At 52.9% G+C, this 17,485-nt stretch carries 13 protein-coding genes; 6 read left to right on the top strand and 7 right to left on the bottom strand.

Annotated features, from left to right (window positions below):
- Positions 1-21: 21 nt before the first annotated feature.
- Positions 22-1,578, top strand: coding sequence for a bifunctional UDP-sugar hydrolase/5'-nucleotidase (locus GUC46_RS22800; RefSeq protein ID WP_046671337.1), 1,557 nt, complete (start codon positions 22-24; stop codon positions 1,576-1,578).
- A gap of 38 nt (positions 1,579-1,616) precedes the next feature.
- Here the strand turns inward: GUC46_RS22800 and GUC46_RS22795 are convergent, their stop codons facing one another.
- Positions 1,617-1,994 (bottom strand): carboxymuconolactone decarboxylase family protein, encoded by a 378-nt coding sequence (locus tag GUC46_RS22795; RefSeq protein ID WP_003028825.1) that lies wholly within the window; start codon positions 1,992-1,994, stop codon positions 1,617-1,619.
- Between the two features lie 89 nt (positions 1,995-2,083).
- On the opposite strand from GUC46_RS22795, the gene GUC46_RS22790 reads away from it, so the two are divergent.
- The 3 genes from GUC46_RS22790 to katG all read left to right on the top strand — a co-directional run bounded on the left by GUC46_RS22790 (position 2,084) and on the right by katG (position 6,386).
- Positions 2,084-2,992 (top strand): LysR family transcriptional regulator, encoded by a 909-nt coding sequence (locus tag GUC46_RS22790; RefSeq protein ID WP_143114075.1) that lies wholly within the window; start codon positions 2,084-2,086, stop codon positions 2,990-2,992.
- Between the two features lie 157 nt (positions 2,993-3,149).
- Positions 3,150-4,037: a methylenetetrahydrofolate reductase gene (metF, locus tag GUC46_RS22785; protein ID WP_003028830.1), complete on the top strand. Its 888-nt coding sequence runs from the start codon at positions 3,150-3,152 to the stop codon at positions 4,035-4,037.
- Between the two features lie 168 nt (positions 4,038-4,205).
- Positions 4,206-6,386, top strand: coding sequence for a catalase/peroxidase HPI (gene katG / locus GUC46_RS22780; RefSeq protein WP_003840531.1), 2,181 nt, complete (start codon positions 4,206-4,208; stop codon positions 6,384-6,386).
- 86 nt (positions 6,387-6,472) lie between these two features.
- Here katG and GUC46_RS22775 read toward each other — a convergent pair whose 3' ends face one another.
- From GUC46_RS22775 to argE, 6 genes are all read right to left on the bottom strand, one after another.
- A complete protein-coding gene (locus GUC46_RS22775; RefSeq protein ID WP_032950726.1) occupies positions 6,473-7,576 on the bottom strand; it encodes a glycerol dehydrogenase in 1,104 nt (367 codons plus the stop codon).
- A 12-nt stretch (positions 7,577-7,588) separates the two neighbouring features.
- The gene (fsa, locus tag GUC46_RS22770; protein WP_016151282.1) at positions 7,589-8,251 is read right to left on the bottom strand and encodes a fructose-6-phosphate aldolase; all 663 of its coding nucleotides are present in this window, start codon (positions 8,249-8,251) and stop codon (positions 7,589-7,591) included.
- 247 nt (positions 8,252-8,498) lie between these two features.
- The gene (locus GUC46_RS22765) at positions 8,499-9,347 is read right to left on the bottom strand and encodes an AraC family transcriptional regulator (RefSeq protein ID WP_044714681.1); all 849 of its coding nucleotides are present in this window, start codon (positions 9,345-9,347) and stop codon (positions 8,499-8,501) included.
- 151 nt (positions 9,348-9,498) lie between these two features.
- Positions 9,499-11,232: a phosphoethanolamine transferase CptA gene (locus tag GUC46_RS22760; RefSeq protein WP_003840540.1), complete on the bottom strand. Its 1,734-nt coding sequence runs from the start codon at positions 11,230-11,232 to the stop codon at positions 9,499-9,501.
- Between the two features lie 212 nt (positions 11,233-11,444).
- Positions 11,445-14,096 carry a phosphoenolpyruvate carboxylase gene (ppc, locus tag GUC46_RS22755; protein WP_032938423.1) on the bottom strand — a complete coding sequence of 884 codons (2,652 nt, stop codon included), beginning with the start codon at positions 14,094-14,096 and terminating at the stop codon, positions 11,445-11,447.
- 269 nt (positions 14,097-14,365) lie between these two features.
- Positions 14,366-15,517: an acetylornithine deacetylase gene (gene argE, locus GUC46_RS22750; protein WP_003028848.1), complete on the bottom strand. Its 1,152-nt coding sequence runs from the start codon at positions 15,515-15,517 to the stop codon at positions 14,366-14,368.
- Positions 15,518-15,672: 155 nt separating this feature from the next.
- Here argE and argC point away from each other — a divergent pair, with 155 nt between their 5' ends.
- Complete coding sequence (argC, locus tag GUC46_RS22745; RefSeq protein ID WP_049002302.1) at positions 15,673-16,677, top strand: N-acetyl-gamma-glutamyl-phosphate reductase; 1,005 nt, start codon at positions 15,673-15,675, stop codon at positions 16,675-16,677.
- A gap of 10 nt (positions 16,678-16,687) precedes the next feature.
- Entirely contained in the window at positions 16,688-17,461 is a 774-nt protein-coding gene (gene argB, locus GUC46_RS22740; RefSeq protein WP_003028854.1) for an acetylglutamate kinase, read from the top strand.
- The last annotated feature ends 24 nt before the right edge of the window (positions 17,462-17,485 follow it).

The raw sequence follows: 17,485 nt of genomic DNA, 5'->3' as shown, positions 1-17,485 counted from the left end.
TATGACTGAAAGGGATTGATTATGAAGTTAAAAATGCTTGCTGTTGGTGTTCTGGTATCGTTGCCGCTTTGGGCGAGTGCCAAAGATGTCACGATTATCTATACCAACGATCTTCACGCCCACGTTGAACCTTATAAAGTCCCATGGATTGCTAATGGCACGCGTGATATTGGTGGTTGGGCTAATATCACGACGATGGTGAAGCAGGAAAAAACGAAAAATAGCGCCACCTGGTTTTTTGATGCCGGTGATTATTTTACCGGGCCGTATATCAGCAGCCTGACCAAGGGTAAGGCGATTATCGATATCATGAACACCATGAATTTTGATGCTGTCACCATGGGTAATCATGAATTCGATCACGGTTGGGATAACACGCTGCTACAACTGAGTCAGGCGAAATTCCCCATCGTGCAGGGTAATATCTTTTATCAGAACAGCAGCAAAATGTTCTGGGATAAGCCTTACACCATTATTGAAAAAGATGGCGTGAAGATTGGTGTGATTGGCCTGCACGGCGTGTTTGCTTTTGATGATACGGTTTCTGCTGCGACACGTGTCGGTATTGAAGCGCGGGATGAAGTGAAGTGGTTGCAACGCTATATCGATGAGCTTAAAGGTAAAGTCGATCTCACTGTGGCGCTGATCCATGAAGGTACGCCAGCGCGTCAGTCTAGTCAGGGAAGTACAGATGTGCGCCGTGCATTGGATAAAGACATCCAGACCGCAGGTCAGGTAAAGGGGCTGGATATCCTGATTACCGGCCATGCGCATGTGGGCACGCCGGAGCCGATTAAAGTCGGTAACACTCTGATTCTTTCTACCGACAGCGGCGGTATTGATGTGGGTAAACTGGTGCTGGATTATCAGCAGAAACCGCATCAATTTACCGTGAAGAACTTCGAGCTGAAGACCATTTATGCTGATGAGTGGCAGCCAGACCCGCAGACGAAACAGGTCATTGATGGCTGGAATAAAAAGCTTGATAAGGTGGTACAACAGACGGTTGCAAACTCTCCGGTTGAGCTGACGCGTGCTTACGGTGAATCTTCTTCGTTGGGCAATCTGGCGGCGGATGCGTTGCTGGTGGCGGCAGGTAAAGATACTCAATTAGCGCTCACTAATTCGGGCGGTATCCGTAATGAAATCCCAGCGGGTGCTATCACGATGGGTGCGGTCATTAGCACCTTCCCGTTCCCCAACGAGCTGGCAACAATGGATCTCACCGGTAAACAGTTGCGTAGCCTGATGGAGCACGGCGCGGGTTTAAGCAACGGTGTATTGCAGGTGTCCAAAGGACTGGAGATGAAGTATGACAGCAGTAAACCAGTCGGTCAGCGCGTCACCGTACTAACGTTAAACGGTAAACCGATTGAGGATGCCACGGTTTATCACATAGCCACCAATAGCTTCCTGGCTGACGGCGGTGATGGTTTTACAGCATTTACCGAAGGAAAAGCGCGAAATACCTCCGGCGGTTACTATGTCTCTAATGCTGTCGTTGACTATTTCAAGGCGGGAAATACGCTGACGGATGAGCAGCTTGAAGGCATGCGTGTGGCAGATGTGAAACCATAGTGAGCTCAGGCCAGCAGACAATCCGCTGGCCTGTTGTTTTAGCCTCTGTGAGAGGCAAACACCTCTTTCGCGGCGAACAAACCATTGAGTGCGGCAGGGAAGCCGGCATATACGGCCATCTGCATAATCACTTCAACGATCTCATCCTGCGTTAAACCAACGTGTAATGCCGCGCCAATATGTACTTTCAACTGCGGGGCGGCATTGCCCATTGCCGTTAAAGCGGCGACAGTGGCAATTTCTCGGCTGCGCAGGTCCAGACCTGGACGTGCATAGATGTCGCCAAACGGAAATTCCAGCAGGTAGCGGGCAAAATCCGGCGCGATATCCTTCAGGCTCTCAACGACGGCCTCTCCCCCTTTGCCATCTACCTGTTGCAGCATTTTCTGGCCGGTAATAAAACGTTCTGATTCCATGATTTTTCCCTCGTAGGTGTGGCGTATGCCGAGAGAATAGAGGGCGTAGAATGATTTGGATAATACCGTTTCCGTGATACCTTTTCGGTATGACAACATCGCCATTACACTCTCTGGATATTCGTCTGCTGCGCTACTTTTCCGTAGTAGCGGAAGAGAACAATATGAGCCGGGCTGCGCAGCGCTTGTTTATGTCGCAACCGCCGTTGAGTCGCCACATTCGCCAGCTTGAAGATCGCCTGGGGGTCACGCTGTTTGTCCGTCATACCCGTGGATTAACGCTGACGGAGGACGGCCAGCGCGTACTTGAAATGGTACGCCCGCTGCTTGATCTCCAGGACAAAACCTACGCTGCGTTGAGTCAATTAACGCAAATCAGGGAGCCATCTCTGCGCTTAGGGTTAAGCACGGCGTTTGAACAGGGCGTTTTTGCGGCGCTTGAGTCACAGCTGACTACGCATGTGCAGAAGCGACATATTGTCCGTCATGGTTCGCCTGAACTCGCGCGTCTGGTGCGTCGTGGAAAGCTGGATGCCGCGCTGGTGGCGTTACCGCTTGAGACTTCGGGGCTTAGCGTCACGCCGCTCGGCTGGCAAGAATCGTTGATCGTCGCCTTACCCGCGCTCTGGCCAGAGGCAGCGCTGCCTTCGCTCTCGTTAATGTCGCTGAGCAACCGACCGCTGTTCTGGTTCAAACGTGAACGTAACCCCGCCTTTTTTGATTACACCCGACATATTTTTAGTCATGCTGGTTACTCTCCTGCCTGTATTGAAGAACCGCTGGAACATGACGTGTTGTTGGCGCGGATCGCGCAGGGTGAAGGTCTGAGCCTGCTTCCGGCCTCCTTTTCCGCTATCCAACGTCGAGGGGTGATATTCCTGCCGCTTACCGATACCGAATTGCGTATTAGCACGGGGTTGCTGATGCTGCCTGAAAACGTAAAAAAATTAGCATGGCTGCAGACGGTCATGGCGCAATCCCTCATCAATTCAGACTGATGTGAATTTTTTTCACGTTGGCTGAGTATTCCTCACCTTTAGCGATGATTTTTGTGTTGACGCCAGCATGCTTTTCCGTCATTTTTACATCTAGACGTCTAAACGTATAGCAGTTCACAACACAACATATAACGACAAAAGATTGATGAGGTAAGGTATGAGCTTTTTTCACGCCAACCAGCGGGAAGCCCTGAATCAGAGCCTGGCAGAAGTTGCCGGTCAGATTAATGTTTCATTTGAGTTTTTCCCGCCGCGCACCAGTGAAATGGAGCAAACCCTGTGGAACTCCATCGATCGCCTGAGCAGCCTGAAGCCGAAGTTTGTTTCAGTCACTTACGGTGCAAACTCTGGTGAGCGCGACCGTACGCACAGCATTATTAAAGGCATTAAGGATCGCACTGGCCTTGAAGCAGCGCCGCACCTGACCTGTATTGATGCGACCCGTGATGAGCTGCGTACCATTGCTCAGGACTACTGGAACAACGGTATTCGTCATATTGTTGCCCTGCGCGGTGACTTGCCGCCGGGAAGCGGTAAACCGGATATGTATGCTTCTGACCTGGTGACGCTACTGAAAGACGTTGCAGACTTTGATATCTCCGTTGCGGCTTACCCGGAAGTGCACCCGGAAGCGAAGAGCGCTCAGGCCGATTTGCTGAACCTGAAGCGTAAGGTTGATGCCGGTGCGAACCGTGCGATTACCCAGTTCTTCTTCGATGTAGAAAGCTATCTGCGTTTTCGCGATCGCTGCGTGTCTGCGGGTATCGATGTGGAAATTATTCCGGGTATCCTGCCAGTCTCCAACTTTAAGCAGGCGAAAAAATTTGCCGACATGACCAACGTCCGCATTCCGGCGTGGATGTCGACCATGTTTGATGGTCTGGATGATGACGCGGAAACCCGCAAGCTGGTGGGCGCTAATATCGCCATGGACATGGTGAAGATTCTCAGCCGCGAAGGGGTGAAAGATTTTCACTTCTATACCCTTAATCGTGCCGAGATGAGCTACGCTATTTGTCACACACTGGGTGTAAGACCGAACTAAACAGATGCCCCAGCCCTCTACGGAGGGCTTTTTGTTGATCATTTTGATCTACATCTCTGTAACGTAAAATATAAAAGGAATTAGCTATCGAATCTGTGGGTTTTTTCGACTATATCTTATCTCTGGTGGTGTATATCGTAGTCAGAACACTGTAAAGGGAGCATATAGATGAGCATGTCCGACGATAGCCAGAACACATCAACTGCCGGTAAGTGTCCTTTTCATCAGGGCGGTCACGACCAGAGCGCGGGAGCAGGAACGAACAACCGCGACTGGTGGCCAAATCAACTGCGCGTTGATCTTTTAAACCAACATTCCAACCGTTCTAACCCGCTGGGTGAGGACTTCGACTACCGCAAAGAGTTTAGCAAACTCGACTACTCTGCCCTGAAAGGGGATCTCAGAGCCCTTCTGTCCGAATCTCAACCGTGGTGGCCCGCTGACTGGGGAACCTATGCTGGATTGTTTATCCGCATGGCATGGCACGGTGCAGGGACCTATCGCTCCATCGATGGACGCGGTGGCGCGGGTCGCGGACAGCAGCGTTTTGCACCACTGAACTCCTGGCCGGACAACGTAAGCCTTGATAAAGCGCGTCGTCTGCTGTGGCCAATCAAGCAGAAATATGGCCAGAAAATTTCCTGGGCCGACCTGTTTATCCTCGCGGGTAACGTGGCGCTGGAAAACTCAGGCTTCCGCACCTTCGGCTTTGGTGCTGGTCGTGAAGATGTCTGGGAACCGGATCTCGACGTAAACTGGGGTGATGAAAAAGCCTGGCTGACTCACCGTCACCCGGAAGAACTGGCCAAAGCGCCGTTGGGCGCAACCGAAATGGGCCTTATCTATGTGAACCCGGAAGGGCCGGACCATAGCGGCGAACCGCTTTCTGCGGCAGCAGCTATTCGCGCGACCTTCGGTAATATGGGTATGAACGACGAAGAAACCGTGGCGCTGATTGGCGGTGGTCATACGTTGGGCAAAACCCACGGCGCTGCACCGGCTTCGCACGTAGGCGCCGATCCTGAATCCGCACCGATTGAAGCACAGGGCCTGGGCTGGGCGAGCAGCTACGGCAGCGGCGCGGGTGCGGATGCCATTACATCCGGTCTGGAAGTGGTCTGGACGCAGACGCCAACCCAATGGAGCAACTATTTCTTCGAGAACCTGTTCAAATACGAGTGGGTACAAACTCGCAGTCCGGCAGGCGCTATTCAGTTTGAAGCGGTTGACGCGCCAGAAATTATTCCTGATCCGTTTGATCCATCGAAAAAACGTAAGCCGACGATGCTGGTTACCGACCTGACACTGCGTTTCGATCCTGAGTTCGAGAAAATCTCCCGACGTTTCCTGAACGATCCGCAGGCGTTCAACGAAGCGTTTGCTCGTGCGTGGTTCAAACTGACGCACCGTGATATGGGGCCAAAAGCGCGTTACATCGGACCGGAAGTGCCAAAAGAAGATTTGATTTGGCAAGACCCGCTGCCACATGCGTTCTTCAACCCAAGCGAAGAAGATATCCTGAAACTGAAAGCGACCATTGCCGCTTCCGGGCTGTCCGTGGGCGAACTGGTATCAGTAGCATGGGCGTCGGCATCGACTTTCCGCGGTGGGGATAAACGTGGCGGCGCTAACGGTGCGCGTCTGGCGCTGGATCCACAGCGCGGCTGGGATGTGAATGCCACCGCAGCACGCGTTCTGCCTGTGCTGGAAGGGATTTATAAGTCTGCCCATACCGCCTCGTTGGCCGATATTATCGTGCTGGCAGGTGTTGTCGGCATCGAGCAGGCGGCAAGTGCTGCGGGTGTCAGCATTAAGGTACCTTTTGCGCCGGGCCGCGTGGATGCGCGCCAGGATCAAACGGATATTGAGATGTTTGAACTGCTTGAGCCGATCGCCGATGGCTTCCGTAACTACCGCGCCCGTCCTGACGTATCGACCACCGAGTCGCTGCTGATCGATAAAGCACAGCAGCTGACGCTAACCGCACCGGAAATGACCGTGCTGGTGGGCGGTATGCGCGTACTGGGCACCAACTTTGATGGTAGCCAGCACGGTGTCTTTACCGATCGTCCAGGCGTACTCAGCACTGACTTCTTCGTCAATCTGCTGGATATGCGCCATGAGTGGAAGGCGGTTGATGAGTCAAAAGAGCTGTTTGAAGGTCGTGACCGTCTGAGCGGCGAAGTAAAATACACCGCAACCCGCGCCGATCTGGTATTTGGTTCTAACTCTGTACTGCGCGCAGTGGCTGAAGTTTATGCCTGCAGCGATGCCCACGAGAAGTTCGTGAGAGATTTCGTGGCCGCATGGGTGAAAGTGATGAACCTGGATCGTTTCGATCTGCTGTAACAGACGATGCCGGATGTCGCTTGTGCGGGTCCGGCATGGTAGGAATAAAAAAATCCCCGCATTTGCGGGGATTTTCTATTTGCAGGTTATTCCCACTCTTGCAGGTAACGTTGGCCGTACTGGTCGGCCACCAACAGGGCGGCATACACCTGATCTGGGGTTGCGCCGCCAGGCATGTTGTGGATGGTTTCGCCTTCGGCACAGGCTGCCTCAGCCACAATGCGCATTTTCGCCTGAATATCCTGTTTGATATCCAGTTGCGCCAGGGTAATCGGCAAGCCAACGGAATGGCACAGCGCGGCAACGGTTTCAATTTCATCGACCGGCGCGTTTTCCAGCACCAACTGCGTCAGCGTACCGAAAGCCACTTTCTCGCCGTGGTAATAATGATGTGCATCCGGGATTGCGGTCAGACCGTTATGAATGGCGTGAGCCGCTGCCAGACCACCGCTTTCAAAACCGACGCCACTCAGATAGGTGTTGGCTTCAATAATGCGCTCCAGTGCTGGTGTAACCACGTGCTGCTCTGCAGCCAGCATCGCTTTTTCACCTTCTTCGATCAGCGTATTAAAGCACAGCTCTGCCAGCGCCAGCGCCGCCTGAGTACACTGACCGCCCGCCATGGTGGTTGCGCCGCTGCGTGAACAGGCACGCGCTTCGAACCAGGTCGCCAGCGCATCGCCAATACCCGCAGCTAACAGACGCGCCGGTGCACCTGCGACAATTTTGGTATCAACAATGACCCTGTCCGGGTTATTGGGCAGCAGCAGATAGCGATCGAATTCACCGGCATCGGTGTAAATGACGGACAGCGCGCTGCACGGCGCATCGGTAGAAGCGATGGTTGGCGCAATGGCGACAGGCACGCCCATAAAGTGCGCCAGCGCTTTGGCGGTATCCAGCGTTTTACCGCCGCCAATACCAAGTACTGCCGCACACTGCGCTTTTTCCGCTACGACGCGCAGACGGTCGATTTCGTTTTGTGAACATTCGCCGCCAAACGGTGCAATTTCCAGCGCCAGTCCGGCATCCTGGAAGCTTTTTTCCAGTGCACCCTGGGCAAAGCCTAAGACAAACTTGTCCCCAACGATCAGCCAGCGTTCTGCCAATGGTTTGAGGTAGCTGCCAAGACGGGTAATAACATCGGCACCCTGGATGTACTTACCAGGTGATTGAATAATGCGATCCATACTTTATTTCCCTCACAGGTTGATGTGACCAAATGCGTTGTTCCAGTCCTGCTCAAACTTCTCTATTGCTGACTCTACCGCAGGGGTATTGAGCATTTGTTGCGCTACGTCTAATGGCAGGGTGATTGCTTCACATCCTGCCAGCAAGCAATCCAGCGCCTGACGTGGAGTTTTAAAGCTGGCAGCCAGTACCATGCTGTTCGGTGCATGCAGTTCCAGCAATGTTTGCAGTTCCTGTACTGTGCGAATCCCGTCGCCGCCCTGCGCGTCGATACGGTTAACGTAAGGCGCGATATATTTCGCTCCTGCCAGCGCAGCCAGTAGCCCCTGAGAAGCACTGTAAACGGCGGTTCCCAGCGTGGTGATACCCTCTTTTTTCAGCATCTTGATCGCGGCCAGACCTTCGGATGTCACCGGGATTTTCACTACCAGACCGGGCACCGCATTGCTCAGGCGTTTAGCTTCTTCCACCATGCCCTGCGCATCCCGGCTCATGGTCTGGGCAAACAGAATGCCCTCTTTGCCAATGGCGTTCTGCAGGCGTGGCAGCACATCCCAGATGGATTCTTTGCTTGCTGCCACAATGCTTGGGTTGGTGGTGACGCCCGCGATAGGGAAGATGCGGGCCAGACGTTCGACTTCCGCGACGTTGGCGGTATCAAGATAAAGTTCCATACAAAAACACCCTCTACGTTTTCCGTTAGCTGCCCGTTGCCGGGTTGCTTTGCTATGCACAGGATAAGAGTGTTTCGTCACGCGGTGCTATCTGACAAATCTGTCAAAAGCTGGATAAATGTAATATGTCTATAAAAGTGAGAGATACTTCACATGTAAGTGATATGTGCTGGTATATGTTTTTTGATAATACAAAAATCCAGTAAATGTTACCTTTGTCTTCGTTTTCTGTCCCAGTATGCGATTATTACTGGTCAGTTTTTTTCTCCGTCAACTGGCTGTGATACTGCCGACGATACTCTGACGGCGAACGTTCAGTATTCTTGCGAAACAGGCGGCAGAAGTAGTTGCTGTCAATAAACCCACAGGTGTGCGCCACGTCTTTGATCTTCAGTTCGTAACCCTTTAACAGCGTTTTTGCGTGTTCCAGTCGCGTGTGGTTCAGGTATTCGTTAAAACCGATAGCGCCCGTTTTTTGAAACAGGTGGGAGAGGTAATTGGGTGAAATGTAAAACGCCTGTGCGACGGATTCACGGGTGAGCGGTGAAGCGTAGCGTTCGTCAATATAGCCGCGAATGGCGTCGAAAAGCGCCTGACTACGTGATGCGGTTTGGATCTGGCTGCCGAGCAGATCGCGACAGTGGCTCAGCAAGCTCGCAACGATTAGCCTGGCCGTTTGCTGCTCCTGCGGCTGCATTTGCATCTCATGGAGCGTTTGCAGCAGAAAAGAGCCAATGCGCGGCCCACGCCGAGCGACGTGCTGGTGGGTAAGGTTTTGATATTGCTTGCCGTCCCATTGGACGACGCTGAAACCCAGTTGCTGTTTGCCGAACAGAATGCTGAGTGTCGTGACCGGTGTGGCCCACTGCGGAATATTCCAGCCGCCAGCCGGAACAAACAAGACATCGCCGGGGGTAAGCACCTTATCGATGCCAGAATCCGCAAATTCACCTTCCAGCACAATTTCCAGCCGGGGAAAATCGACCTGATACGCCAGTTCCGGCGTTGTGCTATTGGTGCTGGCGAAATAAATCTGCCGCAGCGGCGTGGGGCCGTTAATCAGGCGGGAGAGAAGATGGCTGACGTCGTGATACATGTTAATCCCTTGCAGGCAGCAGACAGGGAAACAGTAACGTTGAAAACAATCGCCCTCAAGTGATTATTGCCGGATGGCGGCTAATGCCATATCCGGCCTACAAGTCTTTGCGAGCTGTAGGCCGGATAAGCGTAGCGCATCCGGCAGACGGTTATTGATTACCGATTTGATCGCCGTAAGGCAGGGAATCGTAATCTATCAGGGCATTTTTCTTGTACGGATTGCCAATCCAGCGGGTTGTCTCTTTGAACTGCGGACTGGTAATGGCGCGAGTTGGATCGAAGCCATCGTAGGTGAAGCCCGCTAAGTCAGACCATGTGTGGATAAGCTCTGAGCTGCTGTATTTACGATTCACATCCTGTGAGAAGTCGCGCGGGTGCGCGGCCTGCCATTTTTCCGAAGTCCACAACAGGAACGGCACCGTGTACATATGGCGCGTTGGGTTGTCTTCATTACGACCCTGCGTTTTGTGCGGTGGCGTATCGTAAACCTCTTCGCCATGATCGGAGAAGTACAGCAGGAAGCCGTTCGGATCGGTCGCTTTATAGTCTTTGATCAGGCTGGCAATAATATGATCGTTGTAAACATTCGCGCTGTCGTAATCGTTGTAGGCTTCCAACTCATCGTTACTCAGACCTGCGGGAACATGGTCGATATTATTGTCAAACTTACCCTGGCCATCCGGATAGCGGAATTTGTACTTAATATGCGTACCCAGCAGATGCACGATGATGAACTTTTTCGGTGCCGGGTCGGCCAGTACTTCTTTAAATGGCGCCAGCACGTTGCTGTCATATTCGCGCGCACTTTGCGTACGCTGCTGGTTCATATAGAACTGTTTATCCGTCTGCTTAGAGAACACCGTTAGCATGGTGTTGCGGGCGGTCATCGTCTGCTGATTAGTGATCCAGAAGGTTTTATAACCCGCCTGTTTCATCATGTTCATCAGGGACGGCTGAGTCAGATACAGATCCGGGTTCTTCTCGTTAGCGAAGGTCAGTGCCTGCTGCAGGATTTCAATGGTGTACGGACGGGAAGTCACGACATTATTGAATACGGTGAAGTTAGGATCGGATTTATGCAGCGCATCCAGTTCTGGCGTCGTTTCACGCGGGTAGCCATACAGGCTCATGCGGCCACGTTGCGTTGATTCGCCAATCACCAGCACCAATGTACGCGGTGCGTCACCTGAGCTGTCTTTAAAGTTAGCCAGCGGCGGCAGGGCATTGTTCTCATTCAGCAGGCTATTGAGCGAGGTCAACTGCTGACGATATTGATAATACCCGGAGATGAATTGCCACGGCGCGGCGGGCTCCATACGTGAAGCGAGCCCATCCAACGTTTTTTCAAACGGCTTATGTTTGATAAATGTGTTCACTGTCATCGGATGCAGAATCAATCCGTATAACAGTGCAAACGACACCAGATAGCGCCAGGGTGATGGAATATGTACCGGACGCAGACGTGTCCATAGCAGAATTGCCATTGCTGTATATGCCAGCGCAATTAAGACGATCTTCAGGCTGAAGTATTGACTCAGGTACTCGCTGGCTTCGTTCGCATTGGTTTCAAACATTACGTACAGAACGCTTTGCGAGAACTCTTGCCCGTAAATGACGTAATAGCTCAGAGCTGCCAGCGAGGCCGCCCATAGAATTACGCCAATGACGGCAGCTATAATGCGGATACGGTTTGGAAATAAGAATACCGGGATCAACCACAGCGAGCTGAACAGCAGGGAGTCGCGTAGGCCGGTAGATCCGCTATAGCCGCTAAAATAGATAACGGCCTGCAGTAATGAGGAAAAAAACCAAAAATAGAGGAGCGCCCAACCCAGGGCTTTCCAGCTAAAGGCGGGTTTAGACTGGAGTTGTAAGGATTGCATAATGTGAGCCTGTCTTTAATCGTAGCGCCAAGAGTAGCGACTAAACATTAAGAGGAACTGAAGCATCACGATCTCAGGATCGTGTTTTGCTGTTGTAATATTCACGTAGTGAATATGTTCAGGCGGGAATATATTGAAAATGAAGTGGTTGTAACAGCTGTTTTTACTGTCGCCATCGTACAATAGCACGAAGGCGACAGCGGGAGGGGGCGTTAGCCTGTATTGCGCATACCGGCTGCAACACCAGCGATAGTCACCATCAGCGCTTGTTCAACGCGTGGATCCGGTTCATGGCCTTGCTCTTCGGCCTGGCGTGAGCGGTGTAACAATTCTGCCTGTAAGACGTTCAGCGGGTCAGTATAAACATTCCTTAACTGAATGGACTCGGCAATCCACGGCAGGTCGGCCATCAAATGTGAGTCGTTGGCAATCGCCAGTACGACATCGATATCTGCTGCCAGGCGTTGGCGTAGCTCTTCACCCAGCGGCCACAGCTCTTTTTTGACCAGGCGCTGATCGTAATACTCTGCCAGCCACAGGTCTGCTTTCGCGAAAACCATTTCCAGCATGCCAAGGCGTGTGGAGAAGAATGGCCAGTCGCGGCACATCGCTTCGAGTTCGCTTTGCTTACCATCTTCAACCACTTTTTGCAGCGCGGTACCAGCACCAAGCCAGGCCGGGAGCATCAGACGGTTCTGCGTCCAGGCAAAGATCCACGGTATAGCACGCAGAGACTCAACGCCGCCGGTCGGACGGCGTTTTGCCGGACGTGAACCGAGCGGCAATTTACCCAGTTCCTGCTCCGGTGTAGCTGAGCGGAAATAAGGGACGAAGTCTTTGTTTTCACGAACATATCCACGGTATAGCTCGCAGGAAATATCGGAAAGCTCATCCATGATATGACGCCAGTTATCCTTCGGTTCTGGCGGTGGTAACAGGTTGGCCTCCAGAATTGCTCCGGTATACAGCGACAGGCTGCTGATGGTCACTTCCGGCAGGCCGTACTTAAAGCGGATCATCTCCCCTTGTTCTGTCACGCGCAGACCGCCTTTCAGACTGCCTGGCGGTTGAGAGAGCAGCGCCGCATGCGCAGGCGCGCCGCCGCGACCAATGGATCCGCCGCGACCGTGGAACAGCGTCAGTTCGATACCGGCTTTTTCGCAGGTTTTGATCAGCGCGTCCTGAGCCTGGTATTGCGCCCAGGACGCCGCCATCACGCCCGCGTCTTTTGCGGAATCAGAGTAGCCGATCATGACCATCTGTTTGCCCTGAATAAAGCCGCGGTACCAGTCGATATTCAGAAGCTGGGACATGACGTCATCGGCATTGTTGAGGTCGTCCAGCGTTTCAAATAGCGGTGCGACCGGCATAGCAAAACCAATTCCGGCTTCTTTCAGCAGCAGATGTACGGCCAGCACATCCGACGGCGTTTTCGCCATCGAGATAACATAGGCGGCAATGGAGCCATACGGGGCTTCGGCAATGACCCGACAGGTGTCGAGCACTTCACGGGTGTCATTGCTCGGCTCCCAGTTACGCGGCAGGAGCGGACGCTTGGAATTCAGTTCACGGATCAGGAAAGCCTGTTTATCCGCTTCCGACCAGTTTTCGTAGTCGCCAATGCCCAGATAACGAGTCAGTTCGCCCAAGGCTTCAGTATGGCGTGTGCTTTCCTGACGAATATCAATACGCACCAGCGGCACGCCGAAACACTTCACGCGGCGCAGGGTGTCGAGCAATTCGCCATTGGCGATGATGCCCATACCACAGGCCTGTAGAGACTGGTAGCACGCGTAAAGCGGGTCCCAGAGCTGTTCGTTTTGGGTGAGAAGTCCCGCAGGTTTCGGCAATTTCTCGCCTTTCAGACGGGCTTCAAGCCAGGCCTGGGTCGCCATCAGACGAGAACGCAGGGTTTTCATCAGATAGCGGTAAGGTTCCGCTGCGCCTTCTTCACCTACCAGTGCCATCAGCTCCGGTGTAGCATCCACCATCGACAGCTCAGAAATCAGAAACTGGATGTCTTTCAGGAACAGGTCTGTCGCTTTCCAGCGGCTGAGCAATAGCACGTGACGGGTGATATCCGCCGTTACGTTCGGGTTGCCGTCACGGTCGCCGCCCATCCAGGAGGTAAATCGAACCGGGACAAAATCAACTGGCAGCTTATATCCAAGATGCTCTTCCAGTTGTTCATTCAGCTCGCGCAGGTAGTTCGGCACACCTTCCCACAGGCTGTTTTCAACAACCGCGAATCCCCATTTGGCTTCATCAACCGGGCTTGGGCGCAGTTTGCGGATTTCATCCGTATGCCAGGACTGAGCAATGAGCTGACGCAGACGGCGCATCAGTTGGTTGCGTTCATAATCGACGAGGTCTTTGTTATCAAGCTGCTTGAGGCAGGCGTTCACCTCACCCATTTTATGGATCAGCGTACGACGAGTGATCTCGGTCGGGTGGGCGGTGAGTACCAGCTCCAGAGAGAGTGATTCTACGGCTTTCTTGATGGTGGCGTCATTGAGGTTGGGCTGCTCTTTCAGTTTACGCAGAGTGCGAGCAATCACTTCCGGGTTGCTGGCTGCTTCGCCTTTTGGCGAAATGCTGTGGTGCTGCTCGGCGGTGTTGGCCAGGTTCAGGAACTGGCTAAATGCGCGGGCAACCGGCAGCAGCTCGTCGTTAGACAGATTTTGCAGTGTGGTGAGCAATTCCTGGCGATTAATTTCATTGCCAGCGCGAGATGATTTGGACAGCTTTCGAATTGTTTCTACGCGATCAAGAATGTTCTCTCCCAACGCATCCTTGATGGTCTCTCCCAGCACTTTGCCGAGCATACTGACATTACTACGCAACGCGGAATATTGTTCGTTCATATTAACCCAGACACCCCATCTATTTTGAATATGTCCTGTATCTTTCGCGCCTGACTATCACGCAAAATCTTGCGGACTTAACTTTTTAGCCGTCTTTTATAAAGCCACGTAAAACACGTGACGTCAATTGCTGCGAAATCGGTTCAGCAAACGAATAAATGCCGTGAATTTACGTTATTTAATTCACATCCAATCAAATAAGCGTTGCTTATGGAAATGTTAAAAAATCGCCCCGCTTAACACTAAAGGATTAGCGGGGTGACAAGCAGTTAATGCCAGCAGAAATGGTGCACAACCTGGGTGATTAATTCGCGGGTTGGCTTAATAAAGCGCGTTTCCAGATACTCATCCGGCTGATGCGCCTGATTAATGGAGCCTGGACCCAATACCAGCGTTGGGCAAAGCGTCTGGATAAACGGCGCTTCGGTGCAATAGTTCACCACTTCAGTCTGTGCGCCCAGCAGTTTCTCAACCACCTCTACCAGTTGATGGTCAGGTGGGCACTCATAGCCGGGAATCGGCGGATGCAGTTCCGATACGGTCAGGCGACCCGGCCAACGTTCGCTGACAGGGGCCAGCGCTTCGTTAAGTAACCCATTGAGATCGTTTAGCGTCATACCCGGTAGCGGGCGAATATCCATATGCAGTTCGCAGCAGGCGCAGATTCGGTTGGCGGCGTCACCGCCGTGGATGTGGCCCAAATTTAACGTTGGATACGGGACGGTAAAGGCATCATGGTGATAGCGCGCTTTCAGGTCATCGCGCAGATGCATGATATGGCCGATAGCATCATGCATCAGTTCAATCGCATTAACGCCACGCGCCGGATCGCTTGAATGACCCGACTGTCCCAGAATGCGTATCGCATTAGAGATATGGCCTTTGTGCGCGCGCACCGGTTGCAGGGATGTGGGTTCGCCAATGATCGCGCAGTCCGGGCGCAGAGCGGTAGTTTCAGAGAAGTAGCGAGCTCCCGCCATGCTGGTCTCTTCGTCAGCAGTGGCCAGAATGTACAGGGGTTTTTTCAGTTTCGTGACGTCGACATCACGCAACGCGTCGAGGATAAAGGCGAAGAAGCCTTTCATATCCGCCGTACCCAAACCATACAGCTTATTGTCATGCTCGGTTAGAGTGAACGGATCGCGGGTCCAGCGTCCGTCGTCAAAGGGTACAGTATCGGTATGGCCCGCCAACAACAGGCCGCCAGCGCCCTGTCCAATGCTCGCCAGCATATTGAATTTATTTCGCGTATCGGGAACCGGTTGGACCTCCACATTGAAGCCTAAATCTTTAAACCAGCCCGCCAGCAGAGTGATTAAACCTGCATTGCTTTGATCGAGCGCCTCTTCGGTGGCACTGATCGATGGCGTGGCAATCAGAGCGCGGTAAATCTCGATAAATGGCGGTAAATTGTTTTTCATTGTTGACACACCTCGGGTCATGATAGTATCAATATTCATGCATTATTTGTGAATAAAAATACATTAACGTTGAGCGTAATAAAACCCACCAAGTGTAAGGTGAGGTGATAAAGGCTTATACCTGGCAACAGAATCTAAGAAGGTGAGCTGCCCCGATGTTGAATACGCTGATTGTGGGCGCCAGTGGCTATGCCGGCGCAGAGCTTGTGACCTATGTAAATCGCCATCCTGATATGACCATAACCGCTTTGACCGTCTCAGCGCAAAGCAATGATGCAGGAAAATTAATCTCCGATTTGCATCCGCAGTTGAAAGGCATTGTCGATTTACCGTTGCAGCCAATGTCAGATATCAGCGAGTTTAGCGCAGGGGTGGATGTTGTGTTCCTCGCAACGGCTCATGAGGTGAGTCATGACCTGGCTCCGCAGTTTTTGCAGGCCGGTTGCGTGGTGTTTGACCTTTCGGGCGCGTTTCGCGTAAACGACGGCGCGTTCTATGAAAAATATTATGGCTTTACGCATCAGCATCCTGAGCTGCTGGAGCAGGCCGTTTATGGGCTGGCGGAGTGGAACGCGGACAAACTGAAAGATGCGAATCTGATTGCTGTGCCAGGTTGTTACCCGACGGCGGCGCAGCTTTCGCTGAAACCGTTGATTGATGCCGGGCTGCTGGATCTCAGCCAGTGGCCGGTAATTAATGCGACCAGCGGCGTGAGCGGTGCGGGGCGTAAAGCGGCTATCTCCAACAGCTTTTGTGAGGTGAGCCTGCAGCCGTATGGCGTGTTTACCCATCGTCATCAGCCGGAAATCGCCACTCATCTGGGGACAGAAGTGATTTTCACCCCGCATCTGGGTAACTTCCCGCGCGGAATTCTGGAAACTATCACTTGCCGCCTTAAGGCGGGCGTAACCCATGCACAGGTGGCTCAGACGCTGCAACAGGCGTATGGCGATAAACCGCTGGTGCGTCTGTATGACAAAGGGGTTCCGGCGCTGAAGAATGTGGTTGGATTACCGTTCTGCGATATCGGGTTTGCCGTACAGGGTGAACACCTGATCGTCGTGGCGACGGAAGACAACTTATTGAAAGGCGCGGCGGCACAGGCGATGCAGTGCGCAAATATTCGTTTTGGCTTTGCCCAAACGCAGTCTCTTATTTAAGGGTGCAACAATGAATCCATTAATTATCAAGCTGGGCGGCGTTTTACTGGATAGCGAAGAGGCGCTGGAGCGCTTGTTTACCGCACTGGTGAATTATCGTGAGTCGCACCAGCGTCCGCTGGTCATTGTGCACGGTGGCGGCTGCGTGGTTGACGAGCTGATGAAGCAGCTGAATCTGCCGGTGAAAAAGAAAAATGGTCTGCGCGTCACGCCTGCCGATCAAATTGACATTATTACCGGTGCCCTGGCGGGAACGGCGAATAAAACCTTGCTGGCTTGGGCGAAAAAACATCACATCGCGTCTGTGGGTCTGTATCTTGGCGATGGCGACAGCGTAAAAGTGACGCCGCTCGATAAAGAACTGGGTCATGTTGGACTGGCGCAGCCGGGTTCGCCTAAGCTGATTAACACGCTGCTGGAAAGCGGTTTTCTGCCGGTAGTGAGCTCTATTGGCGTCACTGATGATGGGCTGCTGATGAACGTGAATGCCGATCAGGCGGCAACGGCGCTGGCGGCAACGCTGGGTGCGGATCTGATCCTGCTCTCTGATGTGAGCGGTATTCTGGATGGCAAAGGCCAGCGTATTGCCGAAATGACAGCAGCGAAAGCGGAACAGCTGATTGAACAGGGCATTATTACCGATGGCATGATCGTGAAGGTGAATGCGGCGCTGGATGCCGCGCGTACGCTGGGTCGTCCGGTGGATATCGCCTCCTGGCGTCATGCAGAGCAACTCCCGGCGCTGTTTAACGGCACGCCAATTGGTACGCGTATTCTGGCTTAACTATTAATGTGCTGGATGGCGGCT

This window comes from Citrobacter sp. LUTT5, assembly GCF_009905315.1.
Taxonomy (GTDB): Bacteria; Pseudomonadota; Gammaproteobacteria; order Enterobacterales; family Enterobacteriaceae; genus Citrobacter; species Citrobacter freundii.
The sequence above is the reverse complement of the archived record's forward strand: the minus strand, read 5'-3'. Positions and strand labels throughout refer to the sequence as shown.

Coding starts and splice junctions, on each gene's coding strand:
- GUC46_RS22800 (WP_046671337.1), top strand. CDS start 22: ATGAAGTTAAAAATGCTTGCTGTTGGTGTTCTGGTATCGTTGCCGCTT.
- GUC46_RS22795 (WP_003028825.1), bottom strand. CDS start 1,994: ATGGAATCAGAACGTTTTATTACCGGCCAGAAAATGCTGCAACAGGTA.
- GUC46_RS22790 (WP_143114075.1), top strand. CDS start 2,084: ATGACAACATCGCCATTACACTCTCTGGATATTCGTCTGCTGCGCTAC.
- metF (WP_003028830.1), top strand. CDS start 3,150: ATGAGCTTTTTTCACGCCAACCAGCGGGAAGCCCTGAATCAGAGCCTG.
- katG (WP_003840531.1), top strand. CDS start 4,206: ATGAGCATGTCCGACGATAGCCAGAACACATCAACTGCCGGTAAGTGT.
- GUC46_RS22775 (WP_032950726.1), bottom strand. CDS start 7,576: ATGGATCGCATTATTCAATCACCTGGTAAGTACATCCAGGGTGCCGAT.
- fsa (WP_016151282.1), bottom strand. CDS start 8,251: ATGGAACTTTATCTTGATACCGCCAACGTCGCGGAAGTCGAACGTCTG.
- GUC46_RS22765 (WP_044714681.1), bottom strand. CDS start 9,347: ATGTATCACGACGTCAGCCATCTTCTCTCCCGCCTGATTAACGGCCCC.
- GUC46_RS22760 (WP_003840540.1), bottom strand. CDS start 11,232: ATGCAATCCTTACAACTCCAGTCTAAACCCGCCTTTAGCTGGAAAGCC.
- ppc (WP_032938423.1), bottom strand. CDS start 14,096: ATGAACGAACAATATTCCGCGTTGCGTAGTAATGTCAGTATGCTCGGC.
- argE (WP_003028848.1), bottom strand. CDS start 15,517: ATGAAAAACAATTTACCGCCATTTATCGAGATTTACCGCGCTCTGATT.
- argC (WP_049002302.1), top strand. CDS start 15,673: ATGTTGAATACGCTGATTGTGGGCGCCAGTGGCTATGCCGGCGCAGAG.
- argB (WP_003028854.1), top strand. CDS start 16,688: ATGAATCCATTAATTATCAAGCTGGGCGGCGTTTTACTGGATAGCGAA.